This window comes from Caballeronia sp. ATUFL_M2_KS44 (genome assembly GCF_023630965.1).
Classification (GTDB): domain Bacteria; phylum Pseudomonadota; class Gammaproteobacteria; order Burkholderiales; family Burkholderiaceae; genus Caballeronia; species Caballeronia concitans.
On record NZ_JALQEA010000039.1, the window covers coordinates 186,528 to 212,016 of the forward strand.

The following is a 25,489-nucleotide window of genomic DNA, read 5'->3' on the forward strand; positions in this document are numbered from 1 at the left end:
AATGTTTCAATTCACGAGGCTTCTACCATCCACTTCACCCGCCCACTTTTTCAACAAGGAGCCAAGCGAATGAAAATGGAGAACCTCATCCGGATCGAGAACGGCGACAAGGTCAAGCACACCTTCTCCGATGCCGAATACGCGAACCGCCAAGGCAAGCTGCGCGATCTGATGGCGCGCGAAAATATCGATGCCGTGCTCTTCACGTCGTATCACAACATCAACTATTACGCGGATTTCCTCTATTGCTCGTTCGGCCGCAAGTACGGGCTCGTCGTGACGCCGAAGAAGGTCGTGTCGATTTCGGCGAATATCGATGGCGGCCAGCCGTGGCGTCGCACGGTGGGCGACTACAACGTCGTCTATACCGACTGGCAGCGCGACAACTTCTTTCGCGCCGTGCAGGGCGAAATCGAAAACAAGGGGCGCGTGGGCGTGGAGTTCGATCAGCTTCCCGTCGAGATGCTGTCGAAGCTGAAGGCCGCGTTGCCCGATGTCGAGTTCGTCGATATCGGCGCGCCGACGATGCGCATGCGCATGATCAAGTCGGCTGAGGAGATCGAAGTCATCAAGCATGGCGCGAACGTGTGCGATATCGGCGGGGCGGCGCTCAGGGCAGCGGTGCATGAAGGCGTGCCCGAACACGAAGTGGCGCTCGCATCGACACAGGCGATGGTGCGCGAGATCGCACGGCGCTTTCCCGATTCGGAATTGATGGACACGTGGACGTGGTTCCAGTCCGGCATCAACACGGACGGCGCGCATAACCCCGTCACGACGCGCAAGGTGCAACGCGGCGACATCCTGAGCCTCAACTGCTTTTCGATGATCGCGGGCTATTACACGGCGCTCGAACGCACGATGTTCTTCGATCACTGCTCGGACGAACATCTGCGCCTGTGGAAGATCAACGTGGAAGTGCACGAAGCGGGACTGAAGCTCATCAAGCCGGGCGCGCGCTGCAGCGATATCGCCCATGAACTGAACAAGATCTACGCGGAGTACGGCGTGCTTCAATACCGCACGTTTGGCTACGGTCATTCGTTCGGCGTGCTCTCGCATTACTACGGACGCGAGGCGGGTCTCGAACTTCGCGAAGACATCGACACGATTCTCGAGCCGAACATGGTCGTTTCCATGGAGCCGATGATCATGCTGCCGCAAGGTCTGCCGGGCGCGGGCGGTTACCGCGAGCACGATATCCTCGTCGTCGGCGAGAAGGGCGCGACCAATATCACCGGCTTCCCATATGGGCCGGCGCACAACATCATCGCGGGCTGACGATCAGCTCTAAACGAAGGTCCGCGGCGCACGTCGCGGACTGCTGAAGCACGACGAAGCACGACGAAAACGAGTGATTCATGTATTCGAAGGAACAGACCATCGCGGGCTTCGATCCCGAGTTGCATGCGGCGATGCAGGGCGAGCGGCAGCGTCAGGAAGATCATATCGAACTGATCGCGTCGGAAAACTACGCCAGCCCGCGCGTGCTCGAAGCACAGGGATCGGTGCTAACCAATAAGTATGCCGAAGGATATCCGGGCAAGCGCTATTACGGCGGCTGCGAACATGTCGATATCGTCGAAACGCTCGCCATCGAGCGCGCGAAGACGCTGTTCGGTGCCGCCTACGCGAACGTGCAGCCGCATAGCGGATCGCAGGCGAACGCTGCGGTCTATCTCGCGCTGCTCACGCCCGGCGACACCATTCTCGGCATGAGTCTCGCGCACGGCGGGCATCTGACGCACGGCGCGAAGGTGTCGTTTTCGGGCAAGGTGTTCAACGCGGTGCAGTACGGCGTGAACGAAGAGACCGGTCTCATCGATTACGACGAAGTCGAGCGGCTGGCTTTGGAGCATCGCCCGAAGATGATCGTCGCGGGCTTCTCCGCGTATTCGCGCGTGCTCGACTTCGCGCGATTCCGGGCCATCGCGGATAGCGTGGGCGCGTATCTCTTCGTCGATATGGCGCACGTCGCGGGGCTCGTCGCGGCGCGGCTCTATCCGAATCCGGTGCCGTTCGCGGATGTGGTGACGACCACCACGCACAAGACCTTGCGCGGCCCGCGCGGCGGCCTGATTCTCGCGCGCGCAAGCGATGCCATCGAAAAGAAGCTCAATGCGATGGTCTTTCCCGGCACGCAGGGCGGCCCGCTCATGCATGTCATCGCAGCGAAAGCGGTGGCGTTGCGCGAGGCGCTTGGCGACGAGTTCATCGACTATCAGAAGCAGGTGCTCGCGAACGCACGCGCGATGGTGAGCGTGTTCATCGCGCGCGGTTACACGATCGTCTCGGGCGGCACGGACGATCATCTTTTCCTCGTGAATCTCGTGGGCCGCGGCATCACGGGCAAGGACGCGGACGCGGCGCTCGGCCGCGCGCATATCACGGTGAACAAGAACGCCGTGCCGAACGATCCGCAATCGCCGTTCGTCACGAGCGGCATTCGCATCGGCACGCCCGCGATCACGACGCGCGGTTTCGACGAAGACGATGCGAAGCTCACCGCATCGCTCGTATGCGACGTGCTCGATCATCCCGGCGATGCACACGTCGAAGCGCGCGTGCGGGAACAAGTCGCGCAACTCTGCAAGCGCCGGCCCGTGTATCGCGGCATGCAGCCATACAACGCAAGAGGAGATTGACGATGCAAGAGAGCGTATTGATAGGCGAACTCGCGTGGCCCGAGTACGCGCGCCGGATCGGCGAGGGTCAGCCCGTGCTGATTCCGATCGGCGCGCTGGAGCAGCACGGTCCGCACATGTCGATGAACCCCGACGTGCTGTTGCCGAGCGCGATCGGTGTCGCGGTGGCGCAGAAGAGCGGCGCGCTGGTCGCGCCAGCCATCGCGTATGGCTACAAGTCGCAGCAGAAAAGCGGCGGCGGCAATCATCTGTGCGGCACGACGAGTCTCGACGGCCACACGTTGTCATCGACGGTGAAAGACATCCTCAAGGAATTCGCGCGGCACGGCGCACGCAAGGTCTGTCTCATCAACGGCCACTTCGAGAACTCGATGTTCGCTGTCGAAGGCGTCGATCTCGCCTTGCGCGAGTTGCGCTGGGAAGGCGTGCACGACTTTCAGGTGGTGATGCTGTCGTATTGGGACTTCGTCACCGACGCCACCATCGCGCGCATCTATCCGGACGGCTTTCCGGGCTGGGCCGTGGAGCATGGCGGCGTGCTGGAGACATCGCTGATGCTGCATCTTCATCCGCATCTCGTGGACATGTCGCGTGTGCCCACGCACGACGCCGCGACGTTCCCGCCTTATGACGTGTTCCCGCCGATCCCCGAATGGACGCCCGCTTCGGGATGCCTCTCGTCCGCGGCAAACGCGACGGCGGAGAAGGGCAGGCTGCTGTTCGACGTGTGCGTCGAAGGCATTGTCAATGCGCTGCGCGAGGCATACGACGCGCGATCCACCCGGAGCTAAGCCATGAGCACGCATCAAGGGAAGGAAGTCAGCGCCGACAAGGCGTGGAGCATCGAGCAGCACGCCATCGAGCCGATTCCGCGCGAAGACCGGCACGGCACGCCCGCCGAACTCTTCAAGATGTGGATCGGCGCGAATACGAACTATGTCGTCGTGGTGACGGGCGCGCTCGCGCTATCGCAAGGGCTGTCGCTATGGCAGGCGCTGCTCGCGATTCTCGTGGGCAACGTGTTCGGCTGTCTCGTGCTCGGCCTCACGACCATCATGGGGCCGAAGACGGGCACATCGGGCATCATGACCTCGCGCAGTTCGTTCGGACAGGCCGGTTCATTTCTGCCGAAAGCGGTGAGCCTGATTTCCGCGCTCAGTTGGTTCTCGATCAACTCGGTGGTCGCGACGCAGGCGCTCGAAACGCTCCTGAAAATGAGCGGCTTTCATAGCCACATGGTGGTGTGGGTGTCGCTCGCGATCATTCTCGCGGCCGAGATCGTGCTCGCAATCTTCGGGCATGCCACCATCATCGCGGCGGAGAAATGGATTGCGCTGGTGCTTGCCATTCTCTTCGCGGGGCTTGCGTGGTTCGTGTTGCCGCATACGAGCTTCGAGATCGCATCGCGCGTGAATCATGGCGGCGGTTCGTTCAGCACATGGCTCATCGCAATGGGCATCGTGTTCTCGTATCCCATCGGCTGGGCCAACTTCGCATCCGATTACAGCCGCTATTTCCCGGCGGAAACGAGCTGGAAGAAGATCGTGCTCGCGGCGGGAGGCGGCCAGTTCGTCGCGCTGATGTTCTGCGAAGTGATCGGCGTGTTGTTCGCCACCGCGCTCGGCGGCACGCTGGGCGAAGATCCCGTGAGCCAGCTTTCGCGCTTCCTGCCGACATGGTTCATCGTGCCGCTGCTCTTCGCGATCATTCTCGGCGGCATCGCGGCCAACGTGCCGAACGGCTATACCGCCGGACTCGGTCTGCTCGCGATGCGCTTTCCGATCAACCGCGTCACGTCGCTTGCGATCATCGCGCTCTTCACGCTGTCGTTTCGCGTCGTCACCGTGTTCTATGGCGAGTTCTTCGGCATGTATCAGGTCTTCCTGAACTACATGGTGTTCTGGACCGCGCCGTGGGCCGCGATTGTCGTCGTCGATTACTTCCTGCGCGGCGGACGTTACCGCACCGATGACTGGATGAAGTGGGGCGGCGGCGCGTACTGGTACACGAAGGGCGTGTTCTGGCCGGGAATGATCGCGTGGCTGCTCGGCATCGGCGCATCGCTCGCGTTCTCGAATTCGCCGACCTTCGCGAGTCCGCTCATGCGCGACGTGCTCGGCTGGGGCGACCTGAGCTTCGAGTGTTCGCTCGTCGTGGGCGGCCTCGCATACTTTCTTCTCGCGCGGCGGCATCCGCTGTTTCAGGCCGCGTCCGGCGTCGAGCGGATTCATGTCGATGCGCGTTCCACTTCCATTTGAGCGCTATCACGAGGTCGTGAGCACGAGAAGAGCGGTGCCCGCAGTCATGCGAGTCTCGTTCTGTCTCGTGTTCAGCTATATGCCGACGACCGAACTTGCCGCACATCTCGTTCGTCAATTTGAAGTAATGAAAACGTATGGTTTATGCAAGCTTTGAAGTGGCAAGCTCGAGCACGATCGTTCTCTCCATCGCAAAGCACGACATAGCGAAACGCGAAATGTTTCGAATCTTGCTAACGGACCATCGATTGCCTATACCTAAAAGGTCCGATAACACGCTCCAGCACTAACGACGTTCCCGGCAACGCACCAACATCGCGCGATGAAATAAGGATTCCTCTGCAAGAAGCGGGCGGGCGACGGCTTCTTGCGCGCGTCTGTCGCCAGCGTTTTTCGGAAGCATGCGGTCCGGCATCGTGAGGTTCATCGGTATCAGTTGACAGTAGAAAAACAGACGCCTCGCTTCTCTTCATCGGAGCAACCGCACATGTCCAGCCCCGTGGGTTTCTGGAGCTATGCCCGCAGCGACGATGCGCACAGCGACGGCCACCTGAGTCAGCTTCGCACCATCGTGGGCAAGGCGATCGCGCTGCAGTACGGTGCGGACATCACGATCTGGCAGGACATCCAGGCCATTCCGCCGGGCGCGGACTGGGCGGCTTCCATCGAACGAACGATTGGCCAGACCGTGTTCTTCATGCCGATCGTCACGCCGCGCTATCTGAAGAGCACGAACTGCCTCGCGGAATTCCAGTCGTTTCGTCAGCGCATGATCGACCTGGGGCGCGACGACCTCATTTTTCCGATCCACTACGTCAACGTGGATCAGATCACCGCCGACGACACCGCCTTCGGGCTGGACCTCGAGACGCTGCGCCGGCATCAGTGGATCGACTTCCGCCCGTTGCGTCACGCCGATTGCCGGTCGCACGATGTCTGGACCTGGGTCGACGGACTCGCCGAGAACATACTGAAAGTGGCCGTGCCCGTGTCGAAGGCGGAGCACGCGGCGGCAGCGGCGGCCATCGGGCAGGCGGGTTCGGCATCGACGGCGACGGACGAGAACCGTCAGCGCGAAGCGGCACGCGCGGCCGAACGAGCGCGGCAGCAGGAAGCGGCGGCACGAGCGGTCGAAAAGGCGCGTCAGCAGGAAGCGGTCGAGAAGGAACGCGAGCGCCAACGTCAGGCGGTGCGGGCGGCGGAGCAGGCGCGGGCGCGTGAAGCGGCGCAAAAGCCCGCGCGGCCCGAGGTCAGCGATCCCCACCCGGACGTGATTTCGTCCGTCGATTCATCGGGCACGGCCGTGGTGACATCGTATGTCGGCCGGGGCGCTGCCACGCCCGTCAGACAAAGGCGGATCGGCGTGCTTGCCGTGTCGGCGGGCGGACTCGTCATCGTGGCGGGATCGCTGGTCGCGGTGTTTCTGCGTCACGAAGCGCCGCAAGCGCCGACGGTCGTCCCGGCATCCGCGCCGATGATCGCGCCTCCCGCATCGGCGGTGGCGCCGCCTGCGTCGGCCACGATAACGACCCCCACGCCGCCCGCGCCATCCCCGCCCGCCGCAAGCAACAACGCGACGCCGCCCGCGAAAGCGCCCGACCTCGAAGGCAGCGTCGATCAGGTTCTCGATTCGGCCGGGTTCATCGTGTCCGGAAAGATCGTCAATCTCTACGGCATTCGAGGAGAAGACGGCCGCCCGGCTCGCGCGATGCAACGTTATCTGCAGAGCGAAGGAAACATGGTCCGCTGCTTCGCGCACGAGGAGGCCTATCAATGCTTCGCCAACGGTCACGACGTCGCCGTGCACGCGGTTCGCCTCGGCTGGGCGCGCACGCGGCAAGGCGCGCCGCCGCAATACGACGCTGCCGAAGACGAAGCGCGGCGCGCACGCGCCGGCGTGTGGAGCAAATAGCCGCCATCGGCCGCCACCGGTCGTTGCAGGAGATAAGCGATGAATAGAACTCTGTCCGCCGTGGCTTGCGCGTGCGTGGCGACGCTGATCGCGGCCGGATGCGCCGATAACGGCTCGGGATCGGCGTCCGGATCGAGCGGAATGAACAAGACGACGTCCGGCGCGCTGCTCGGCGCCGGCGCGGGCGCCGCGCTCGGCGGCATTTTCGGGCATGGCAAGGCGAGCGCGATCGTCGCGGGCGGACTCGCGGGCGGTCTGCTCGGCGGCGTCATCGGTCATGAAATGGATGAGCGGGATCGCGAGGCGCGCGACAAGGCGCTTCAGGAGGCGCTGCAAAGCTCGAAGAACAGCCAGCCCAAACATTGGCGCAATGCGAAGACCGGCAACTCGGGCACCATCAAGCCGCTGAACGGCTACACGACATCGGCGAGCGCGAAGACATGCCGCGATTTCACCGAGTCCTACGTCAAGGAAGGGAAGACCTATGAGCAGACCGCGCATGCGTGCCGCAATTCGAAAGGGGAGTGGCAACTGGCCGATCAATGACGCGCGCCGCATGCGTCCGCGCGGGCAACGGTGCCGCTCGTCGCTGATCTGCACGATCGTCGCGGCGGGCATGCTCGGGGGCAAGGCCGACCCGGCCACGTTCAGCGCCGACGACGAGCGTCCCGCGCCGCTTCTTCGCAGCGGCACGGCCTTCTTCGTCACGAAAGCGGGCGACTTGCTCACGAGCGGCCATACCGTGCGCGGCTGCCGGCGCATCGAAGTGTGGCCTGACGACGATGCGGGACTCGCCGCGTCGCTCGAAGCGATCGACACGCGGCTGGATGTCGCCCTGCTCGCGACGCATCGGCGCGTGAGCCGCATCGCCGTGCTGAGCGACGGACGCGTCGCGAGAAACGACACGGTGTTCACCATCGGCTACGGCCTCACGGCATCGACGCCGCTGCAGCCGGTCGTCACCCGCGGCCGCGTGAACGGCATGGCACACGCGAAGGCGCGCCGGCTTCTCGTCTTGCAGGCGATGCTCTACGAAGGCAACAGCGGCGCGCCTGTGCTCGACGAGCGCGGGTTCGTGATCGGCATGGTCGTGGGCCGCTATGCGGATCGGCCGGAGTTGGGCGTCGCGGTTCGCGCGAGCGAGTTGGCGCGTTTTCTCGATGCGAGCGCTCGGGCGCCGCGAAGTGCGGCGGATCGCCCGTCCGGTGACGAGCCGCGACAGACGTTGCGGGACATATCGGCGCTCGTGCAGTGCGTCGATTAGGCGTCGCAGCGGACCCGCCCGGTCCCGGCGACATCATGAAAGCGTTCGCTCGTTGAAGCGCCCCTGCGCGTTCGGCCCACGACAGTCAGGCACATCGATATGCAAGCCAGCTTTCCGCTCCTGCCGCGTTCCATTTCGGTGCTCGTGTCCGGTCATCGGCGCAGGCGCAAGCTGTCTTTTTTCGGCGGCGCCGATCTGCATCACGCGTTCGCGACGCTCGACTGTGTTCTCACGCGGTTCGCGCAGCTTCAGGAGGGCGGGCCGGATGTCGAGAAGCTGTTTCCGCCGGAGCTGTACGCTCCCGGCTCGACGACGGTGCGCGTCATGACGGGCCAGGCGGACACGGTCGACCGGCATGCGATCCGCAAGGCGTGGGCGCTCGGCTTGCACCTCGATCTGATCGTGCTGGGGGAGAAGCATGCAATGGTCGGGGCGAAACCCGAGCGTGTGGTCGCATTCGGATGCCCGCCATCGGTGATGGAGCAGGACAACAAGCCGTTCGCCACGCGCGACGAACTCGCGCTCAGCTACGCCGACGTGCTCGTCGCAGTCTGGGACGGCGACACGCCCGCCGGTGCGCCGGGCGGCGTCGTGTGGCTCATTCAGCGCGCCGTGGCGATGGGCCTGCCCGTGCTGTGGATCGATCTGGACGGCACCGTCCGCACGATCGCGGATCATCGCGTCACGCGGCACTGGCTGCATCTGCTGCAGCGGCCGACGCTGAAGGAAGGCCTGCTCAGGGGCCTGTTCCAGACATACGACCTCAAGAAGGGCGTGGTGACCGAGTCTCTGCGGCGGCGGCTGAATCCGCTCTCCAGAGACAACGTCTGGCCGGGCCTGCAAACGGACATCCTGCGGTCCTACGCGGGAGAAGCGCGCGCTTTGCCGTGGCTGGAGGCGCGCGTGGGCTGGTTCGAGCAGTTCATGACCGCGATGTTTCGCGCGCGCCCGTGCGACTTCGTGAACAGCCTCTCGAGGCTCGTGCTGGGCAAGCGAATTTGCACGGAGCGGTACCAGGCACCGGAAACACCGCTGTCAGGACCGCTCGCGCCACGGTACGAATGGAGCGATGCGCGGGCGAACATCGCGGGCCGCAGGCATGGCAGCGGCACCTGGCTGCTGTACATGCTTTCGTCCGCGGCGGTGTTCGCGGCGGCCGCCGGACTGGACGTGGATGGCTTCGATCTGAGCTGCCACTTCTGGTTGACCGCATGCCACGACCACTGGAAGACGACGTGGCCGATCATCGAACTGGTTTTCATCGGCGTCATTCTCTACTCGTTCATGCGCGCGAGTCAGTCGCACTGGCACCGCCTCTGGCTCGGGCATCGCTTCGTGGCCGAGCAGATCCGGTATCTGAAGATGCTCGAACCGTTTCTCGCGATTCCCGCGCCGTTCACGCAGCCGCTCTTCCTGTACCGTCAGGGCAAATACTGGCTATGCAGCGCCGAGCTATGGCTCTTGCAGCGTTCGCTCAGCGCGGGTGGACTGCCGCCGCGATATGAGGCATATGAGCTTGCATCGAAAACCGTGCCTGAGCTTGGCAGGCGGCTGGAAGAAGATGTCGAGGCGCAATTCAGCTTTCACCGGAAGAAGCACGAGCACGCGCATACGTTGCATCGACGGATGGAGATTCTCGCGACGTCGTTGTTCATCATCGCGGGCCTCAGCACGGCCACTCACATCGCGATGCACTGGTTCGAGCCGTCTCCGGTTTCCGTCAACCGGATCGAGGAGGTGCTGATCGAAGCCCTCGAATGGCTGCCGCTTTTCAGCGCCACGCTTCCGGCGCTGGGCGCGGCATTGCACGGCGTGATGACGAAGCTGGAGTTCGGGCGTATCGCGGAGCAATCGAGCAAGGTGCACGCGAGCCTCGAAACGATGCTCGAAGTCGTCCGCTCCGAGATGACGAGGCCGGAACTGACGGGCTGGCAGCCGATGGTCGATCTGCGCGACGATGCGATCGAGATTGCCAACCTGCTTGCCGACGAGAACGTACAGTGGCGGGACTTGATCAACTATCAGAGGACGGAGCTTCCATGAGCGACGAGCTTTCGATGCCGGACCTCACTCGCGATCCCGACGCGCGGCGGGTCATCAAGCGGCCCGTGCCTGTCGCCGTGCGATTCGCGGACAGCGACGGAACCTGCGAGACGCTCGAAGGACCGGTGCGCTTTCGCGCCGGCGATGCGATCGTCACCGGAACCCTGAACGAGCAATGGCCGGTGAGCCGGGACCGTTTCGACGAGACCTACGAACGCGTGAGCGAAGGCGTCTATCGCAAGCGGCCGGTGGTGGCGTATGCGGTGTTGCTGAAGTCATCGGTGAACGTGCGGGTCGGCGCTCAAAGCGATGTGATCGAAGGCCAACCGGGCGATTGGCTGATTCAATACGAGAAAGGTGAATATGGCATCGTCGATGCCGAAGTGTTTGCGCGTGTCTATGAAGAAGCGGATGAGGCGTAGGCCGGGGCGATTGAACCGCCGCGCTTGAAAGTGCAGACGTACCTCACGCAGCCGATTCGTCCTCGTCTTGCGCTGGCTGAGTCTGCGGTTTGACGGCAGCGAGATGCGGAATATCTCTGCCCGGCGCGTGAAAGAACACGCGTTCCTCGAGCGATGTGACGGTGTGAAATGCGTGGGGATTTTCGTGGCGAAGCCGTGCGATGAAGGCATCGATTTCAGCCATGCGCCGACGCGCATCACGCAGCACGGCGATTTGCATCAGCGATTTACGTTGGTCGGATGTCAGATACACGTTACTCTCTTTCCATCGTGGGACGCGGGCGCAAAGGCGGCGATTGATGCTATCGCCGCCGCGATACGCAGAGCGGGTTTGAGCTAAAAATTCTGATCAACCCGGCATCTGCGTCCCATCAGAAAAAACCTAAACTTCAGTAACGTTGCATGACGAAGATTACGTGCCTGATAACGGTATCGATTAATGAAACAGTGAAGTGAAGAGACGCACCATTGTTTCGATAATCGTGGTCGGAATTGCTTCCTGTAGCGGATTGCGCGGCAGTGCGGTCTGGCGGGTCAATGCGGCGACATCGATCAGAAAGAACGGGCTCATGACTTCCTCACATTCGGTTGCGTTTCGGACAGGATTAATTTTGAGATAGACGCTCCGCGACTGCTATCGGACGTATCTCAATAATCTCAAACCCGCGACCTGCGCGAGCGACGCGTCACTCCTGGCGCGGATCCCGCGCCGCCGCGCATTGGCCACGAAGCAGCGCCCACTCCTCGCACGACTGGCCGCCGGGCAACCTGCACATGCCGATCTGTCCGTCGGCGGTATCGACGATTTGCAGCGTGCCGCCTTCCCGGACGCAATTCACGGACGCCGGATTGGCACGTCCTGTTTGCGAAGTCGGTGGTTCCGTGCGAGATGGTGAAGGCTGCGCGCAGGCCGTCATTAAAGAAAGGGCGGCAAACAAGGCAGTAAAAAGCTTACGCATGGCGGGCTATGTCCGATTGAAATTCCAGAATTTCGACTATACCAACGGTCGTTAGTGATATTAGAGTCTGATGGCGACGTTCGAACCATCAGCGGGCGCAGTGCCTTTTATATCGGAAACCGCTGTTAATCGAACGATCGTTGCACGCGTGAAATAGAAAATTTATGAGCCAAAATCGGCAACAAAAATTTACATGATCAGAAAGTTCTGTATGCGTTCGTATGCCGTATTCTTTGAATCCCCGCGCGTGGTTGCGCAGGAGCAGGTTTAGCAGCCTGTAACCGTTCGAACCCGCGACGCCCGAGGATTGGGGCGAAGCGCTGACCCCGTGTGCCTACGGCTGACTATCGTTTCGCAGTCGGAACAGGCTTTCACTCACATCAGCACTAACGGAAAAGAAATGGGGAAAAGCAAATTCATTTCGTCGCTTGCGACACTGTCGTTCCTGGCAGCGATCCACGCAGCCCATGCGCAGCCGAATCCTATTCCGGTCACCGCCGACAACTTCGTTCGCGCGGAATCGGACGAGGAGCTGGCCAAAGTGGTCAAGTCCGACGGATTCGGGAAGTTCTTTCATAATCGGGAACTTGCGCCTGTCGACCAGCAGATCGTGGTGCGCGTGAATCGGGACACGCTGTACTCGTCGGCAGTGTTCGACCTCGACGCCGGCCCAGTGACGATCACGCTGCCTGATGCCGGAAAGCGCTTCCGTTCGATGATCGTCATCAACGAAGATCACTACGCGCAGGAAGTCGTCTACAACGCCGGCAAGTACACGCTGGACAAGCAGAAGATCGGCACGCGCTATGTGCTCGCCACGGTTCGCACGCTCGTGAATTCGGCCGATCCGAGCGACGTCGCCAAGGCTCACGCCTTGCAGGACGCCATCAAGATCGACCAGAAGAAGCTCGGCACCTTCGAAGTGCCGAACTGGGATTCGGTCAGTCAGAAGAAGGTTCGCGACGCGCTGCTGGTCCTCGGTTCCACCATTCCGGACACGCGCAAGTCGTTCGGCCCGAAGAACGAAGTGGATCCCGTCCGCCATCTGATCGGCGCTGCGACGTTGTGGGGCGGCAATCCCGAGAAAGACGCGCTCTATCTGACCCGCGTTCCCCAGAAAAACGACGGCTCGACGGTCTACAAGATTCACGTCAATCCTGACGTGCCCGTCGATGGTTTCTGGTCGATCACCGTGTACAACGCGGCCGGTTTGATCGACCCGAATCCGCTTAACGCCTATTCCCTGAACAACACGACCGCACACAAGAATACCGACGGGTCCGTCGACATTCAGTTCGGCGCGTGCGACGGGAAAGTGCCTAACTGCCTGCCCATCGCATCGGGATGGAACTACACGGTTCGCTTATATCGTCCGCGTGCGCAGATCGTGAGCGGGAAGTGGACGTTTCCCGAAGCACAGCCTAAGTAAGCCCGGTATCGCTCGCCTCGTTTGAGCGAGCGGCTCGTGGTCGGCGCGAAGTCGTTCTTCGCGCTGACTCGTTCTGTTCGTCGCCGCTGGATGATCGCCAGCGCCTTTGAGCGGGACGTTATCGCCAGTCATTGCAAGCGGGTTAGAACTTCGTCGATTGAAAAATCGTGCGGAACAAAACGTTACACGTTCGAAAGCTTCTGCCGCGACGAGATATCGTAAGCTTCGATGCCTTCGGCGTAGTCGCGCTGGAACAGGTTAGTAGATCGAATCAACTTCGATGCTTCGATGCCCGAGCGGTTTTCGAAAAAGCGCTGACCTCGTGCGCCTGCGCCTGACCGGCGATGCTGCCGCTTGTCAATGGGCGGGAAGTGACAGGGGAGCCGCAAGGCTCGCCGGTGATGGTTCAACGGTCCGGTCTGCTAACCCTGCTATTGTTCCCGCCCGCCTCTTTTTCTCTGAACAGATGGATGGTGTCTGGTTTAGAGAAGCGCGTTCCTTCGGGCAAAGAGCCGCCATGCCGCCGCCTGCATCGGAACCCGCCTGCCGCGACGCACTGTCGCAGTTCATGTTAGCCTCTCGTTTCCGCGCGGACGCCAAGGCCGCGCCGGATGGCGCAACCCCCGCGCCGTCTGCATCGACATTTCTCGCCCCGCCAGATGCGGGCGCCGACATCGAACACCCGACGCACATCACGAACATGACGTACAGAAGTCCGCAAGTCGCCGAGTTGATGGCGCAAAGAGAATCGCTGGAAAAAGAACTCGCCGAAGCACGGCGCAAGGAAGAGCGGCTCGCGCTAATAGAAATCGTGCAAAAGATGCGCGAATACGGCATCACGTTGAACGAGTTGCTGGGCCGCAAGCCCGAGGCGCCGCACGCTGCGCCGGACGTCGCGATCAAGTACCGCGATCCGGCGAGCGGCGCGACGTGGAGCGGACGCGGCCGCGCGCCGCACTGGATTGCCGGAAAAGACCGGGATGCGTTTCTCGCCAGCCGCCCAGCGGCCGGTGCGTCGCGATGGGCTGCACAGGCGTCATTGTTCGCAGACGAAGAGTAAATCGGCGCGGGCGAGCGGGGCGCACCTGCTACGCCACCAGAGACGCTGCCCCCGTCCGGCTCCGCTTACTGCGACAGAACCACCTGCGCGATCAGGCCCGTGCCGACGGCCACGAGCAGATAATCCGCGCCCACGCCGACCCACTGATAACCGCGCGGCGGCTGACGCAGGCCGTGGCCGTGCCAGTCGTCGACGACATATTGACGGTTCCGGTAATCCCCCGACAGGCGATCGCCCTTGTGCCAGTCCGGATGCCCGCGGTCGTGCTCCGCGTGTTGCTCGGGGCGCGGCGCGTCGTGGCCGTTCATCGCGGGGCCGTGGGCGGGGCCGTGATCCGGTCCGTGATCGTTCCCGTGTTCTTGATTCCAGTCCGGGCCGTTATGCGACGGCTGCGCGAAGCTCGCGCTCGCTGCAAGACCCAGGCTTGCGCACAGAAGCGCCGCGACGATTCGATTTTTCTTCATCAAACTCTTCTCCTCGATAGCTGAATTGCCGGCCGCGCCTCCGGCATGCGATGCCTTCCCGCGCGGCCTGCCGCCACTCTACGTGCTGCCAGCGCGCGCTGCCGTGAGATTGTGTAAGTAACGCTTACTTCGTATTACTCGCCGCGCGTCGCGGGCAGCTGACGCGGTCCATGCGTTCAGCTGAATGCGAACAATAAAAATGTTTTGCTATCGTGAATGGTCTTTCTGGCACACCATGAAGCGATTCGATAAAGGCTGGAGGAAGACATGGAAAGCACTGCGGATCTCAAGCGTTACGAACTGTTGATCGGAGGCGAATTCGTCGCGCCGAGCGGCGGCGAGTATTCGACGAATCTCGATCCCGCGACCGAAAACGCGATCGCGTACGTGGCGCAGGGCACATCGGCGGACGTCGATCGCGCGGTTCAGGCGGCCCGGGCGGCGCTCACGCCGTGGAACGCGATCCGCGCCGCCGAACGCGGTCGCATCCTGATGCGGCTCTCCGAACTGCTGCGCGAGAATCAGGAAGAGCTTGCCGCGCTGGAAAGCCTCGACGCGGGCAAGCCGATCGCGGGCGTGCAGCGTCAGGACGTGCCCGCGGCCATCGATACGCTCGCCTATTACGCCGGCTGGTGCGACAAGATCAACGGCCAGGTCGTGCCGGCGCGCCCCGATGCGCTGACCTACACGGTGCGCGAGCCGGTCGGCGTCGTCGGGGCGATCGTGCCGTGGAATTTCCCGCTGATGATCGGCATGTGGAAGATCGCGCCCGCGCTCGCGTGCGGCTGCACGCTGATCGTGAAGCCCGCCGAAATTACGCCGCTTTCCGCGCTGATGGTCGGTCGGCTCGCGCTCGAAGCGGGCGTGCCGCCGGGCGTGCTCAACATCGTGACGGGAAAGGGCTCCGTCGTCGGCGATGCGCTCGTCGCGCATCCGGGCGTCGACAAGGTGACGTTCACCGGATCGCCATCGGTCGGGCGCGGGATTCTGCAGGGCGCGGCGGGCAACTTCAAGCGCGTGACGCTCGAACTCGGCGGCAAATCGGCGAACGTGATTTTCGCGGATGCGAACATCGACAGCGCCGTGCGCGCCGCGGCCTCCGGCATCTTCTTCAACGCGGGGCAGGTGTGTTCCGCCGGATCGCGCGTGCTGGTGCAGCGCGCGGTGTATGACGATGTCGTCGAACGCCTCGGGCAGCGCGCGCAAAGCATCAAGCTCGGCGATCCGTCGAAACGCGAGACCAACATGGGGCCGCTCATTTCCGCGAAGCAGATGAAAACCGTGCTGGATTACGTGGACATCGGGAAAGGCGAGGGCGCGTCGCTCGTGACGGGCGGACGGCGTTCGGGCGAGCGCGGCTATTTCGTCGAGCCGACCGTGTTCGCGAACGTCGAGCACGAGATGCGGATTTCGCAGGAGGAGATTTTCGGCCCGGTCGCGAGCGTGATTCCGTTCGACGACGAAGCCGACGCGCTGCGCATCGCCAACGGAACGGCGTACAGCCTCGCGGCGGGCGTGTGGAGCGCGGACATCGGCCGGGTGCATCGCATGGCGGCGGGACTGAAGGCCGGCACGGTCTGGGTCAACACGTACGGCTATACGGATGTGCGGCTGCCGTGGGGCGGTTCCGGCGATTCGGGCTTCGGCCGCGAACACGGCGACGTCGCGATCGAGAACTTCACCGAGCCGAAAGCCGTGTGGGTGTCGTTGACGCCTTGAAGAATCGAAGGCCGGTGGCCCTTCGCGGCAGGCGTCGCGATGGGCTGCGGGCATCGAAGAATAAAACGCAAAGGGCGGCTGCCGCCGCCCATCCTCCCGCCCGCGAGCCTGATAGCAGGCTCAGACCGGTACGCGCTGTGAGTCTTCGTGACGCGAACGCCAGAGCCGCGCGCGTTGCGTGCTGTCCTCGTACTGGACCGTGTTCTGGCGGCAAGCCTCGATCGTCGAATTCTTCCGCTCGATGATCGCCTGGCAAAGAAACTCGGCGCTATACGCGGTCAACAGATGCGGACAATGCGCGCCGATGTACTGCGCGAGCTTGCCGTAGTCGCTATCCGCCGATGCCAGCGCGCGATACGTTTGTGCGTCCCAGCGGAACATCAGGTCGAGTTCTTCGAAAGCGGTATTGAACGCGCACACTTGCGCCTGAATTTCGCGGTCGTCGCTATGAGAGTGGATCATGTTCGTCTCCTGAATGGCCGGGGGGCTTCAATGCAGAATAGGGAACATCATCCATACAGGACAGTTAAACTTTCTTCTACTATCCATTCGGTTTTGCTTATAAGTCCGGCTTTCCGGTCTTGGCGACGATATGCGTGATCGCCTCGATCTGCGCCGCGCCTTCCTCGATGAGGAATTCCTTGAACGCGAGCGCCACGGGCGGAAGGCGCTTGTTGTTCCGATGCACGACGAACCAGTTGAGCATCACGGGAAAACCCTCTATATCCAGCACGGCCAGCTTGCCGACCTGCAATTCCATGCTGATGGTATGTGCAGACAAGAAGCTCACGCCCATTCCGGCGATGACCGCCTGCTTGATCGTCTCCGTGCTGGTGATTTCCATCGCGACATTGAGATTGGCGAGCTTCCCCGCGAAGCCTTCTTCCATCGAGTTCCACGTGTCCGAGCCGCGCTCGCGGACGATGAACGGCTCATCGGCGAGTGCCTCCAGCGGGAGGCTCTTTCGTCCGACGAGCGGATGATCCGGCGGCGCCACGATCACATAGGGATGCGGCGCGAAGGAAACGTTGACGGTATCCATGTCGCGCGGCGGACGGACCATCACGGCGAGATCGGTGAGATTGTCGGTGAGCTGGTGCAGCAATTCCTCGCGATTGTGGACCGCGAGATTCAGCCGGACATCCGTATTGCGCCTGGTGAAGGCCGCCAGCAGGCGCGGAAAGAAATAGTCGCCCGCGCTGATCACCGCCACGTTGAGCGTGCCGCCCGAAATGCCCTTGAGGCGCGCCATGGCGTCGTCGGCTTCGCGAAACTGTTCGAGGATCGCCCTGCTGTAATGGAGCATTTCATTGCCAGCAGAAGTCAGGTAGATTCTTTTACCGAGTTGCTCGAAAAGCGGTAAGCCTGCATGTTCCTCGAGCTGCTTCACCTGCGTCGAAACCGCAGGCTGCGTGAGATAGAGCTCTTCCGCAGCCCGGGAAAAGCTGAGCCGGCGCGCGACCGTTTCGAAGATCTTCAGTTGACGCAGTGTGGCGTTACGCAGCACGGCAGGCCCTCATCCATTCACGATAGCTAATTTATACAATAAATTTTTTTAACTTTCCCTAATCGTTTTTCTCCCCCACGATGCTTTCACGCCCGTTGCAGCTGTAAGGCAGCGGCAACGCCGGCAGCACACGAGAGCCTGTCCAGGCTCATCGACCATCCGGACTCTATTGGGAATCGCTTGAAATGTTTCTTCGATCGCCTGACGCGGATGTTGGCCAGATGTGCAACCGCATCGACCTCTTCGACACGCGCCGGCTCGCCCGCGCCGCGTGGCCCGAGCATCTTCCCTGACCGACCGCTCGCCCGCAGGCGCTAAGCGCCCGCGTTTCTCGCAGTGCATCAGGCGCCGCACGAGCGCCGAAAACAGATAATGGAGACAGACATGGCAAGCGCAGACACGGTTGTGTCCGGGCAGTCGCACGGGCGTCATCACAACAGGTGGATTCAGCTAGCGATCGGCATTGCATGCATGGGCCTCGTCGCGAACCTGCAGTACGCCTGGACCCTTTTCGTCGTTCCAATGGATGCCAAGCATCATTGGGGACAAGCGGCGATCCAGACGGCCTTCACCATTTTCATCGTCACCGAAACGTGGCTCGTGCCCGTCGAAGGCTGGCTCGTCGACAAGTTCGGTCCGCGGCCGGTGGTCATCGGCGGATCGGTGTGCGCCGCGCTCGGCTGGGTCATCGACGCCCACGCCACGAGCCTCGTGCATCTCTACATCGCGGCGGTGATCGCGGGCATCGGCGCGGGATGCGTGTACGGCACATGCGTCGGCACCGCGCTCAAGTGGTTCCCGGACAAGCGCGGTCTCGCGGCGGGCCTGACGGCAGCGGGCTTCGGCGCGGGCGCGGCGGTCACGGTCATCCCCATCTCGAACATGATCCAAAGCTCCGGCTACGAGCACGCGTTCATGTTCTTCGGCATCTTCCAGGGCGTGTGCATCTTCATTCTCGCGATGGCGCTCGTGCGTCCGAAGCCGCCGGTGAACGTGGTGCCGGCCAAGCGCATCGTGTCGACGAAGATCGATTACACGACCGGCCAGATGGTGCGCTCGCCGCTCTTCTGGGTGCTGTATCTGATGTTCGTGTTCGTGGCGGCGGGCGGCGTGATCGCCACGGCGCAGTTCGGGCCGATCGCGAAGGAATACGGTTTCGCGAAGATGCCGGTGAACCTGCTCGGCGTGACGCTGCCGCTGCTCGCGATGACGCTTTCCATCGACAACCTCTGCAACGGCTTCACGCGTCCGCTGTGCGGCTTCGTCTCCGACAAGATCGGCCGCGAGAACACGATGTTCATCATTTTCCTGGGCGAAGGCATCGCGCTGCTCGGGCTGATGGAGTTCGGACATAACCCGTATCTCTTCATGCTGTTCGCCGCGCTGACCTTCCTGTGCTGGGGCGAGATCTTCTCGATCTTCCCCGCGACCTGCGCGGATACTTTCGGCAGCAAGTACGCAGCGGCCAACGCCGGCACGCTCTACACGGCGAAGGGCACGGCTTCGATGCTCGTGCCGCTGGCCTCGGTGCTCGCGTCGGTCGGCTCGTGGAACGCGGTGTTCATCGCGGCGGCGGTGACGTCGATTGCGGCGGGGCTGTGCGCGAAGTTCGTGCTCGCGCCGATGCGCAAGCGCTGGATCGAGAACACGGTCGCCGCGACGTCGGACGATTCGCCGATGAACGCGTCGTTCCAGGCGGGATGGTCGGAAACGCCGCGCAATCCGTCGGTTCAATAAGGAAGCCGGGCATGCGCGATCGAACGCTCGACCCCGCGCATGCGCCTTCCGTTTCGCTGCATCAATTGCGTTTGTTCATCACGCTCGCGCGCTACCGCAGCTTCACGCGCGTGGGCGATGAATTCGGCATCACGCAGTCGGCGGTCAGCCGCGGTATTCGAGAACTCGAAGACGAAATCGCGCTGCGGCTTTTCGATCGCACCACGCGTCAGGTGACGCTCACCGACACCGGGCGCAGACTGCTTTCGCGCGTCGCGCCGCTCGTCGAGGAACTGGAAGCGACGCTGCGGCCCCGCGCGCACGAATCGGGCGAGCCGGGCGTCGTGAACCTCGCGTGCAGTTGCGGGCTGACCGCGAGCGTGTTGCCGCCGCTCTTCGCGTCGTGCCGCGAGCGGCTTCCGGAAACCACCATCGTGCTGATGGACCGGCCGCAGAACGCCGTGCTCCAGCTCGTGCGATCCGGCGAGGCGGAATTGGGCGTCGTCATCGCGCCGGACAATCTCGACGGTCTCGCCACCGAGCCGCTTTTCGCCGATGGGCTCGCCGCCGTGGTCGGCGCGTCGCATCGGCTGTCCGGGGCGGCGCGCATCGACTGGCAGCAGTTGCGCGGCATGCCGCTTCTTCTTCTCGACGACGACACCGGCAGCCTCGCCGCCATCGAAGCCGCGCTCACGCGCCACGCGGTGACGGGCGCGGTGCGGCAGCGGCTCACGCAGCCGGCGGCGGTCGCGCGGATGGCGGAAGCGGGCCTCGGTATCGGCGTTCTGCCGATGCACGCGCGCAGCGCATCCGAAAGCGATCGCGTGCGCTTCATCCCGCTCGAACCCGACGAATCGCGCACGATCATGCTCGTGCGCCGGCGCGGTCGCGCGCTGCGTGCGAGCGCGGCGGGCGTCTGGTCCCACTTCATCGCTTCATCGACGCATACTCTCATTGCAGCTCAGGCTATCGAGGCCTGAGCGCGCGCTTTTTTCCCTTATTGCTTGTCGACGTGCGCATCGCAAGACGCCGCGTGCGGGTTTCCGCTCGTGCGAATCGCCTTGTTCGGCGTGCATCTGGAATGTAGTATCTGGTATATCAGAAAGCTATCAGGCTACTTACTCAGGAGACGAACCATGAAAATCTGCGTGTACGGCGCCGGCGCCATCGGCGGTTACATGGGGGCGCAACTCGCGCGCGCCGGAGCCGATGTCAGCTTCGTGGCGCGCGGGCCGCATCTGGCGGCGATGCAGGCGAACGGCGTGCGCCTGAGGATCGACGGGGAAGAGCACACGGTTAAGGTCCGCTGCACGAACAATCCCGCCGAGCTTGGCCCGCAGGATTACGTGATCATCGCGCTGAAGGCGCATTCGGTGCCGGGCGTGGTCGATCTGATTCCGCCGCTTCTCGGCCCCGACACGGCCATCGTGACCGCCGTCAACGGCCTGCCTTACTGGTACTTCCATGAGCACGGCGGCGAGTTCGCCGGGACGAAGCTGCAGAGCATCGATCCGGGCGGCCGGCAATGGGACGTCTTCGGCCCGGAACGCGCGATCGGCTGCGTGCTGCTGCCGGCGGCGGAAATCGCGGAGCCGGGTGTGATCGAGCATCACTACGGCAAGAAGTTTCCGATCGGCGAGCCGAGCGGCCAGATCACGCCGCGCTTGCAGGCGCTGCACGACATCATGGCCGCCGCCGACATGGAAGCGCCGATGCGCGACAACATCCGCGACGAAATCTGGCTGAAGCTGTGGGGCAATCTCTGCTTCAACCCGATCAGCGCGCTCACGCACGCGACGCTCGACCTCCTCACGAGCGATCCCGGCACGCGCGCGCTGTCGAAGGCGATGATGCTGGAGGCGAAGGCCATCGGCGACAGGATCGGCGTCAATTTCCGCGTGGACGTGGAGCGGCGGATCAACGGCGCGGGCGCGGTCGGCGCGCACAAGACATCGATGCTGATGGATTGCGAAGCGGGCCGCCCGATGGAAATCGATCCGCTCATCACCGTCGTGCAGGAAATCGGTCGTCTGGTGAAGATCGACACGCCGATGATCGATGCCGTCCTTGCATTGATCAAACTGCGCGAGGCGGTGAACCAAGGCACGGCGCGTGCGCTTCCACTCCCGCAAGCGCAGAAAGCGGCATAAACTGCACTCGACGGCCCACGCGTTGTTTCTGATATACAAGATGCAAAATATGTTGCGTCCTGCTGCGACGCAACATATACTAGGGGCTCTTGAGTGATTTAACCGGAGCCTGAGATGAGCATCGCCTTGTTGGTAGTAATCGGAATCGCGTTGGTGGCCGTTGGTGTGGGCGTTACCTTTATGATTGCGTCCGCGGTGCCGCAGGACATGCTGCAGCGCGCACAGGAACACGGTCGTTTCGCCGGTCTCGCGGCGGACGAGCGGAACGGCGGTTCGGGCAAGCGCGTCGCTGCAAACCGGCCGCAAATGGGAAATCAAGCCATCAATGCCATCTGATACTCAATCCGTAGAACGGCCGGAAGTTCGAGGGCTCACGCTCTCGCTGGAGCCGATCAATGCCACGGTTTCGCTGCGCGACCAGGCGTACGCGAAACTGCGGCAGGCTATCGCGGAGGCGGATATCTACCGCTCGCGCGAGGAAATCCGTCTGGACGAAAAAGAACTGACGGAAGCGCTCGGGGTAAGCCGCACCCCCATTCGCGAGGCCATGACGCTGCTGGAGCAGGAAGGCTTTCTGCGCACGGTGCCGCGCCGGGGCGTCTATATCTTGCGCAAGACCAAGCGCGAGATCGTCGAGATGATTCACATGTGGGCGGCGCTCGAAAGCATGGCCGCGCGCCTTGCCACGCAGCGCGCGACGGACGAGGAAATCGCCCATCTCCGCCACATGTTCGACAATTTCCGCGATTCCACGCCCGCCGAGCATATCGACGAGTATTCGGAAGCGAACATCGCGTTTCATCAGGCGATCGTGCGGCTTTCGAAGTCGCAGATCATCTTCGACACGATCAAGAACATCTTCGTGCACGTGCGCGCGATCCGAAAGATGACGATCTCGCAGAGCGACCGCGCGTCGCGCTCGATCGTCGATCACATGCGGATCATCGAAGCGCTGGAAAAGCGCGATACCGAACTCGTCGAGCGGCTCGTCAAGCAGCATTCGCTCGATCTGGCGGCGTTCGTCGAGGCGAATTGCGATTTTCTGGATTGAAGCGGTTTAGCGAGTCAGTAAGAAAAAGGCCGCGCGGTGTTTGCCGCGCGGCCTTTTGCTTGCGTGCCCTGGAACGCTACCGCAGCGCCCGCACCATCGTTTCCCCCAGCGTCGCGGGCGAATCCGCGACATGAATCCCCGCCGACCGCATCGCGTCGATCTTCGCGCTCGCCGTCCCCGAGCCGCCGGAGATGATCGCGCCCGCGTGGCCCATGCGTCGTCCCGGCGGCGCGCTCGTTCCCGCGATGAATCCGACCACCGGCTTCCTCGACTGCGCGTCCTTCAGGAACTGCGCGGCTTCTTCTTCCGCCGATCCGCCGATCTCGCCGATCATGATGATGCCCTCGGTGGCGTCATCGGCGAGAAAGAGCGCGAGGCAGTCGATGAAGTTCGTCCCGTTCACCGGATCGCCGCCGATGCCGATGCACGTCGTCTGCCCGAGCCCCGCGGCGGTCGTCTGCGCGACGGCCTCGTACGTCAGCGTGCCCGAACGCGACACGACGCCGATCTTCCCCGGCCGGTGAATATGCCCCGGCATGATGCCGATCTTGCATTCGCCCGGCGTGATGACGCCCGGACAGTTCGGCCCGACGAGCCGGCTCTTCGATCCCGCGAGCGCGCGCTTCACGCGCAGCATGTCGAGCACCGGAATGCCTTCCGTGATGCAGACGATGAACGGCACTTCCGCATCGATGGCTTCGAGGATCGCATCGGCGGCGAAGGGCGGCGGCACGTAGATCACGGACGCCTCCGCGCCCGTCCGCGCGACCGCGTCGGCCACCGTGTCGAACACCGGCAGGTCGAGATGCGTCGTGCCGCCCTTGCCGGGCGTGACGCCGCCGACCATGCGCGTGCCGTACGCGATCGCCTGCTCGGAATGGAACGTGCCCTGCGCGCCGGTGAAGCCCTGGCAGATGACCTTCGTATCTTTATTGATGAGAACGCTCATTTCGACTCTCCCACGGCAACGGCGGAAACGATCTTGTCGGCGGCATCGGCGAGATTTTCTGCCGGGATGATGGCGAGGCCCGAGTCGCGGAGAATCTCGCGGCCGGCGTCGACGTTGGTGCCCGCGAGACGCACGACGAGCGGCACGTGCAAGTCGATCTCGCGCGCCGCCGCGACGACGCCCTGCGCGATCACGTCGCACCGCATGATGCCGCCGAAGATGTTGACGAGGATGCCGCGCACTTTCGGGTCGCGCAGGATCAGCTTGAACGCGGTCGCGACGCGCTCTTGCGTCGCGCCGCCGCCCACGTCGAGGAAATTCGCGGGTTCGCCGCCGTAGAGCTTGATGATGTCCATCGTCGCCATCGCGAGGCCCGCGCCGTTCACCATGCAGCCGATGTTGCCGTCGAGCTTCACGTAGTTCAGGCCGTGCTTCGCCGCTTCGATTTCGGCGGGATCTTCCTCGTCCTCGTCGCGCAGCGCTTCGATGTCCGGATGCCGGTAGAGCGCGTTGTCGTCGAAATTGAGCTTGGCGTCGAGCGCCATTACGTCGCCGGAACCGGTCACGACGAGCGGATTCACTTCGACGACGGACGCATCCAGATCGACGAACGCCTGATACAGCGCCGCGATGAACTTCGACGCCGCCGCGACCTGCTTGCCGGTGAGCCCGAGCCCGAACGCGACTTGCCGCGTATGAAACGGCTGGAGGCCGGTCGCCGGATCGATCGCCACTTTCAGGACCTTCTCCGGCGTGCGATGCGCGACTTCCTCGATCTCCATTCCGCCTTCGGTCGACGCCATGATCGTGATGCGCGACGTGGCGCGATCGACGAGCATGCCGAGATACAGCTCGCGCGCGATGTCGCAGCCTTCCTCGATATAGAGCCGCTTCACTTCCTTGCCGGCCGCGCCGGTCTGCTTGGTCACGAGCACGGACGACAGCATCTTCTGCGCGTTCGCGCGCACGTCATCGACCGATTTGACGACGCGCACGCCGCCCTTGCCGCCGGGATCGTTCGAAAAGCGCCCGGCGCCCCGGCCGCCCGCGTGAATCTGCGATTTCACCACCCACACCGGACCGCCGAGCGCGGTCGCGGCGTCCGCGGCTTCCTGCGCATTGAAGGCGACGCGGCCTTGCGGGACCGCGACGCCGTACTTTCGCAGCAGCGCCTTCGCCTGATACTCATGGATGTTCATTGCGTCTCCTGTTTTGATGGCTGTGGCGCGAGAAGGACGAGCGGGGCAGTTTCGCGTTGTATGTGATATATCACATTTCACGGCGATCAAAAAAGACGACCAGCGCCAAGAATATTGCTGCGACGCAACACAAGAATAGCCGCATTCAAGCTGTCAAAAGGCTCATGGCCAATGACGCACTGCATCACAGGGTTTTCGCCCCTCGCTGAACGCTTGACTAATACTGTGTGTGGAATATTGTATATCACAGAAACCGGGCGGCGGCGCGACGCCGAGATCGCACGCAACCCCATCGAGGAGGAGACAACAATGTCGGAAGTCGTCAGCAGACGTCCGGAAACCGCTGCCGCCAGCACCACCGCCGAAGACACGCTCAAACAGAAAACACGCGGCGCGGGCGTCGTTTCGGGCGGCCACATCGTCGACATCTATGACGGTCGCGTCGATGAAGGCATCCGCATCGTCGACGTTCGTCACGAGCAGGTCGCCGCCCACGCCGCCGAAGGCTACGCGCGTCAGACCGGCAAGCTCGGCTGCGTCGCCACGACGTTCCGCTCGGAAAGCCCGATCATCCATATTGGCGGTCAGGGCGCGCTCGCGCAGCACAAGATGGGCGCGTTGCAGCGGGCGCGCGAGTCGATCGCGAAGACGGGCAAGAGCGCGGTCATCAATGCCTGGGTCGATCCTGCGGTTTATGCCCCTG

25 protein-coding genes and 1 pseudogene are annotated in these 25,489 nt (G+C 63.0%); 18 read left to right on the forward strand and 8 right to left on the reverse strand.

Going from position 1 to position 25,489, the window contains the following annotated elements:
- The first annotated feature begins 69 nt into the window (after window positions 1-69).
- The 9 genes from NCR39_RS16175 (at window position 70) to NCR39_RS16215 (ending at window position 10,544) form a co-directional block, all read left to right on the forward strand.
- Window positions 70-1,281, forward strand: coding sequence for a M24 family metallopeptidase (locus tag NCR39_RS16175; protein WP_250453098.1), 1,212 nt, complete (start codon window positions 70-72; stop codon window positions 1,279-1,281).
- Between the two features lie 80 nt (window positions 1,282-1,361).
- The gene (gene glyA, locus NCR39_RS16180; RefSeq protein WP_250453099.1) at window positions 1,362-2,645 is read left to right on the forward strand and encodes a serine hydroxymethyltransferase; all 1,284 of its coding nucleotides are present in this window, start codon (window positions 1,362-1,364) and stop codon (window positions 2,643-2,645) included.
- Between the two features lie 2 nt (window positions 2,646-2,647).
- The gene (locus tag NCR39_RS16185; protein WP_250453100.1) at window positions 2,648-3,436 is read left to right on the forward strand and encodes a creatininase; all 789 of its coding nucleotides are present in this window, start codon (window positions 2,648-2,650) and stop codon (window positions 3,434-3,436) included.
- Window positions 3,437-3,439: 3 nt separating this feature from the next.
- Window positions 3,440-4,903, forward strand: a complete 1,464-nt coding sequence (locus tag NCR39_RS16190) for a purine-cytosine permease family protein (protein ID WP_250453101.1) — start codon at window positions 3,440-3,442, stop codon at window positions 4,901-4,903.
- Between the two features lie 487 nt (window positions 4,904-5,390).
- On the forward strand, window positions 5,391-6,815 hold the full coding sequence (locus NCR39_RS16195) for a TIR domain-containing protein (protein WP_250453102.1): 1,425 nt from the start codon (window positions 5,391-5,393) through the stop codon (window positions 6,813-6,815).
- Between the two features lie 39 nt (window positions 6,816-6,854).
- Entirely contained in the window at window positions 6,855-7,361 is a 507-nt protein-coding gene (locus tag NCR39_RS16200) for an RT0821/Lpp0805 family surface protein (RefSeq protein WP_250453103.1), read from the forward strand.
- A gap of 10 nt (window positions 7,362-7,371) precedes the next feature.
- On the forward strand, window positions 7,372-8,079 hold the full coding sequence (locus tag NCR39_RS16205; protein WP_250453104.1) for a S1 family peptidase: 708 nt from the start codon (window positions 7,372-7,374) through the stop codon (window positions 8,077-8,079).
- Between the two features lie 99 nt (window positions 8,080-8,178).
- Window positions 8,179-10,122, forward strand: a complete 1,944-nt coding sequence (locus NCR39_RS16210) for a hypothetical protein (RefSeq protein ID WP_250453105.1) — start codon at window positions 8,179-8,181, stop codon at window positions 10,120-10,122.
- Window positions 10,119-10,544, forward strand: a complete 426-nt coding sequence (locus NCR39_RS16215) for a PGDYG domain-containing protein (RefSeq protein WP_250453106.1) — start codon at window positions 10,119-10,121, stop codon at window positions 10,542-10,544. The genes NCR39_RS16210 and NCR39_RS16215 overlap by 4 nt, the downstream gene beginning before the upstream one ends.
- A 43-nt stretch (window positions 10,545-10,587) precedes the next feature.
- Here the strand turns inward: NCR39_RS16215 and NCR39_RS16220 are convergent, their stop codons facing one another.
- The 3 genes from NCR39_RS16220 to NCR39_RS16225 all read right to left on the reverse strand — a co-directional run bounded on the left by NCR39_RS16220 (window position 10,588) and on the right by NCR39_RS16225 (window position 11,542).
- Window positions 10,588-10,836, reverse strand: coding sequence for a hypothetical protein (locus NCR39_RS16220; protein WP_250453107.1), 249 nt, complete (start codon window positions 10,834-10,836; stop codon window positions 10,588-10,590).
- 183 nt (window positions 10,837-11,019) lie between these two features.
- Window positions 11,020-11,154, reverse strand: coding sequence for a hypothetical protein (locus NCR39_RS29650; RefSeq protein WP_284507241.1), 135 nt, complete (start codon window positions 11,152-11,154; stop codon window positions 11,020-11,022).
- Between the two features lie 115 nt (window positions 11,155-11,269).
- On the reverse strand, window positions 11,270-11,542 hold the full coding sequence (locus NCR39_RS16225; protein ID WP_350029680.1) for a putative hemolysin: 273 nt from the start codon (window positions 11,540-11,542) through the stop codon (window positions 11,270-11,272).
- 400 nt (window positions 11,543-11,942) lie between these two features.
- On the opposite strand from NCR39_RS16225, the gene NCR39_RS16230 reads away from it, so the two are divergent.
- Both NCR39_RS16230 and NCR39_RS16235 read left to right on the forward strand, forming a co-directional pair.
- On the forward strand, window positions 11,943-12,971 hold the full coding sequence (locus NCR39_RS16230) for a DUF1214 domain-containing protein (protein WP_250453109.1): 1,029 nt from the start codon (window positions 11,943-11,945) through the stop codon (window positions 12,969-12,971).
- Window positions 12,972-13,293: 322 nt separating this feature from the next.
- Window positions 13,294-14,031, forward strand: a complete 738-nt coding sequence (locus NCR39_RS16235) for an H-NS histone family protein (RefSeq protein ID WP_250453110.1) — start codon at window positions 13,294-13,296, stop codon at window positions 14,029-14,031.
- 65 nt (window positions 14,032-14,096) lie between these two features.
- Here the strand turns inward: NCR39_RS16235 and NCR39_RS16240 are convergent, their stop codons facing one another.
- Window positions 14,097-14,495: an RcnB family protein gene (locus NCR39_RS16240; protein WP_250453111.1), complete on the reverse strand. Its 399-nt coding sequence runs from the start codon at window positions 14,493-14,495 to the stop codon at window positions 14,097-14,099.
- A 267-nt stretch (window positions 14,496-14,762) separates the two neighbouring features.
- Here NCR39_RS16240 and NCR39_RS16245 point away from each other — a divergent pair, with 267 nt between their 5' ends.
- Window positions 14,763-16,214 (forward strand): aldehyde dehydrogenase family protein, encoded by a 1,452-nt coding sequence (locus NCR39_RS16245; protein ID WP_250453112.1) that lies wholly within the window; start codon window positions 14,763-14,765, stop codon window positions 16,212-16,214.
- Between the two features lie 120 nt (window positions 16,215-16,334).
- Here NCR39_RS16245 and NCR39_RS16250 read toward each other — a convergent pair whose 3' ends face one another.
- Complete coding sequence (locus NCR39_RS16250) at window positions 16,335-16,676, reverse strand: hypothetical protein (protein ID WP_250453113.1); 342 nt, start codon at window positions 16,674-16,676, stop codon at window positions 16,335-16,337.
- A 97-nt stretch (window positions 16,677-16,773) separates the two neighbouring features.
- Window positions 16,774-17,718 (reverse strand): LysR family transcriptional regulator, encoded by a 945-nt coding sequence (locus tag NCR39_RS16255; protein WP_250453653.1) that lies wholly within the window; start codon window positions 17,716-17,718, stop codon window positions 16,774-16,776.
- A gap of 387 nt (window positions 17,719-18,105) precedes the next feature.
- Between NCR39_RS16255 and oxlT the strand changes: the two genes are divergently transcribed.
- The 5 genes from oxlT (at window position 18,106) to NCR39_RS16280 (ending at window position 22,638) form a co-directional block, all read left to right on the forward strand.
- Window positions 18,106-19,458 (forward strand): oxalate/formate MFS antiporter, encoded by a 1,353-nt coding sequence (oxlT, locus tag NCR39_RS16260; protein WP_250453114.1) that lies wholly within the window; start codon window positions 18,106-18,108, stop codon window positions 19,456-19,458.
- Between the two features lie 11 nt (window positions 19,459-19,469).
- Window positions 19,470-20,417 (forward strand): LysR family transcriptional regulator, encoded by a 948-nt coding sequence (locus NCR39_RS16265; RefSeq protein ID WP_250453115.1) that lies wholly within the window; start codon window positions 19,470-19,472, stop codon window positions 20,415-20,417.
- A gap of 156 nt (window positions 20,418-20,573) precedes the next feature.
- Window positions 20,574-21,587 carry a 2-dehydropantoate 2-reductase gene (locus NCR39_RS16270; RefSeq protein WP_250453116.1) on the forward strand — a complete coding sequence of 338 codons (1,014 nt, stop codon included), beginning with the start codon at window positions 20,574-20,576 and terminating at the stop codon, window positions 21,585-21,587.
- 114 nt (window positions 21,588-21,701) lie between these two features.
- Complete coding sequence (locus NCR39_RS16275) at window positions 21,702-21,923, forward strand: hypothetical protein (RefSeq protein ID WP_250453117.1); 222 nt, start codon at window positions 21,702-21,704, stop codon at window positions 21,921-21,923.
- Window positions 21,913-22,638, forward strand: coding sequence for a GntR family transcriptional regulator (locus NCR39_RS16280; RefSeq protein WP_040053689.1), 726 nt, complete (start codon window positions 21,913-21,915; stop codon window positions 22,636-22,638). The genes NCR39_RS16275 and NCR39_RS16280 overlap by 11 nt, the downstream gene beginning before the upstream one ends.
- 76 nt (window positions 22,639-22,714) lie before the next feature.
- Here NCR39_RS16280 and sucD read toward each other — a convergent pair whose 3' ends face one another.
- Window positions 22,715-23,587, reverse strand: a complete 873-nt coding sequence (sucD, locus tag NCR39_RS16285; protein WP_250453118.1) for a succinate--CoA ligase subunit alpha — start codon at window positions 23,585-23,587, stop codon at window positions 22,715-22,717.
- Complete coding sequence (gene sucC / locus NCR39_RS16290) at window positions 23,584-24,786, reverse strand: ADP-forming succinate--CoA ligase subunit beta (RefSeq protein ID WP_250453119.1); 1,203 nt, start codon at window positions 24,784-24,786, stop codon at window positions 23,584-23,586. Before sucC ends, sucD begins: the two co-directional genes overlap by 4 nt.
- 309 nt (window positions 24,787-25,095) lie before the next feature.
- Between sucC and NCR39_RS16295 the strand changes: the two are divergent.
- Window positions 25,096-25,410, forward strand: a pseudogene (locus tag NCR39_RS16295) (thiamine pyrophosphate-binding protein); the annotation flags it as partial.
- Window positions 25,411-25,489: the final 79 nt, after the last annotated feature.

Excerpts from the sequence above, each read along its gene's own strand:
- NCR39_RS16240 (WP_250453111.1), bottom strand. The coding sequence starts at position 14,495 with ATGAAGAAAAATCGAATCGTCGCGGCGCTTCTGTGCGCAAGCCTGGGT.
- NCR39_RS16270 (WP_250453116.1), top strand. The coding sequence starts at position 20,574 with ATGAAAATCTGCGTGTACGGCGCCGGCGCCATCGGCGGTTACATGGGG.
- NCR39_RS16265 (WP_250453115.1), top strand. The coding sequence starts at position 19,470 with ATGCGCGATCGAACGCTCGACCCCGCGCATGCGCCTTCCGTTTCGCTG.
- NCR39_RS16200 (WP_250453103.1), top strand. The coding sequence starts at position 6,855 with ATGAATAGAACTCTGTCCGCCGTGGCTTGCGCGTGCGTGGCGACGCTG.
- NCR39_RS16250 (WP_250453113.1), bottom strand. The coding sequence starts at position 16,676 with ATGATCCACTCTCATAGCGACGACCGCGAAATTCAGGCGCAAGTGTGC.
- NCR39_RS16195 (WP_250453102.1), top strand. The coding sequence starts at position 5,391 with ATGTCCAGCCCCGTGGGTTTCTGGAGCTATGCCCGCAGCGACGATGCG.
- sucD (WP_250453118.1), bottom strand. The coding sequence starts at position 23,587 with ATGAGCGTTCTCATCAATAAAGATACGAAGGTCATCTGCCAGGGCTTC.
- glyA (WP_250453099.1), top strand. The coding sequence starts at position 1,362 with ATGTATTCGAAGGAACAGACCATCGCGGGCTTCGATCCCGAGTTGCAT.
- sucC (WP_250453119.1), bottom strand. The coding sequence starts at position 24,786 with ATGAACATCCATGAGTATCAGGCGAAGGCGCTGCTGCGAAAGTACGGC.
- NCR39_RS16185 (WP_250453100.1), top strand. The coding sequence starts at position 2,648 with ATGCAAGAGAGCGTATTGATAGGCGAACTCGCGTGGCCCGAGTACGCG.
- NCR39_RS29650 (WP_284507241.1), bottom strand. The coding sequence starts at position 11,154 with ATGAGCCCGTTCTTTCTGATCGATGTCGCCGCATTGACCCGCCAGACC.
- NCR39_RS16245 (WP_250453112.1), top strand. The coding sequence starts at position 14,763 with ATGGAAAGCACTGCGGATCTCAAGCGTTACGAACTGTTGATCGGAGGC.
- NCR39_RS16210 (WP_250453105.1), top strand. The coding sequence starts at position 8,179 with ATGCAAGCCAGCTTTCCGCTCCTGCCGCGTTCCATTTCGGTGCTCGTG.
- NCR39_RS16190 (WP_250453101.1), top strand. The coding sequence starts at position 3,440 with ATGAGCACGCATCAAGGGAAGGAAGTCAGCGCCGACAAGGCGTGGAGC.
- NCR39_RS16280 (WP_040053689.1), top strand. The coding sequence starts at position 21,913 with ATGCCATCTGATACTCAATCCGTAGAACGGCCGGAAGTTCGAGGGCTC.
- oxlT (WP_250453114.1), top strand. The coding sequence starts at position 18,106 with ATGGCAAGCGCAGACACGGTTGTGTCCGGGCAGTCGCACGGGCGTCAT.
- NCR39_RS16175 (WP_250453098.1), top strand. The coding sequence starts at position 70 with ATGAAAATGGAGAACCTCATCCGGATCGAGAACGGCGACAAGGTCAAG.
- NCR39_RS16275 (WP_250453117.1), top strand. The coding sequence starts at position 21,702 with ATGAGCATCGCCTTGTTGGTAGTAATCGGAATCGCGTTGGTGGCCGTT.
- NCR39_RS16225 (WP_350029680.1), bottom strand. The coding sequence starts at position 11,542 with ATGCGTAAGCTTTTTACTGCCTTGTTTGCCGCCCTTTCTTTAATGACG.
- NCR39_RS16215 (WP_250453106.1), top strand. The coding sequence starts at position 10,119 with ATGAGCGACGAGCTTTCGATGCCGGACCTCACTCGCGATCCCGACGCG.
- NCR39_RS16230 (WP_250453109.1), top strand. The coding sequence starts at position 11,943 with ATGGGGAAAAGCAAATTCATTTCGTCGCTTGCGACACTGTCGTTCCTG.
- NCR39_RS16205 (WP_250453104.1), top strand. The coding sequence starts at position 7,372 with ATGCGTCCGCGCGGGCAACGGTGCCGCTCGTCGCTGATCTGCACGATC.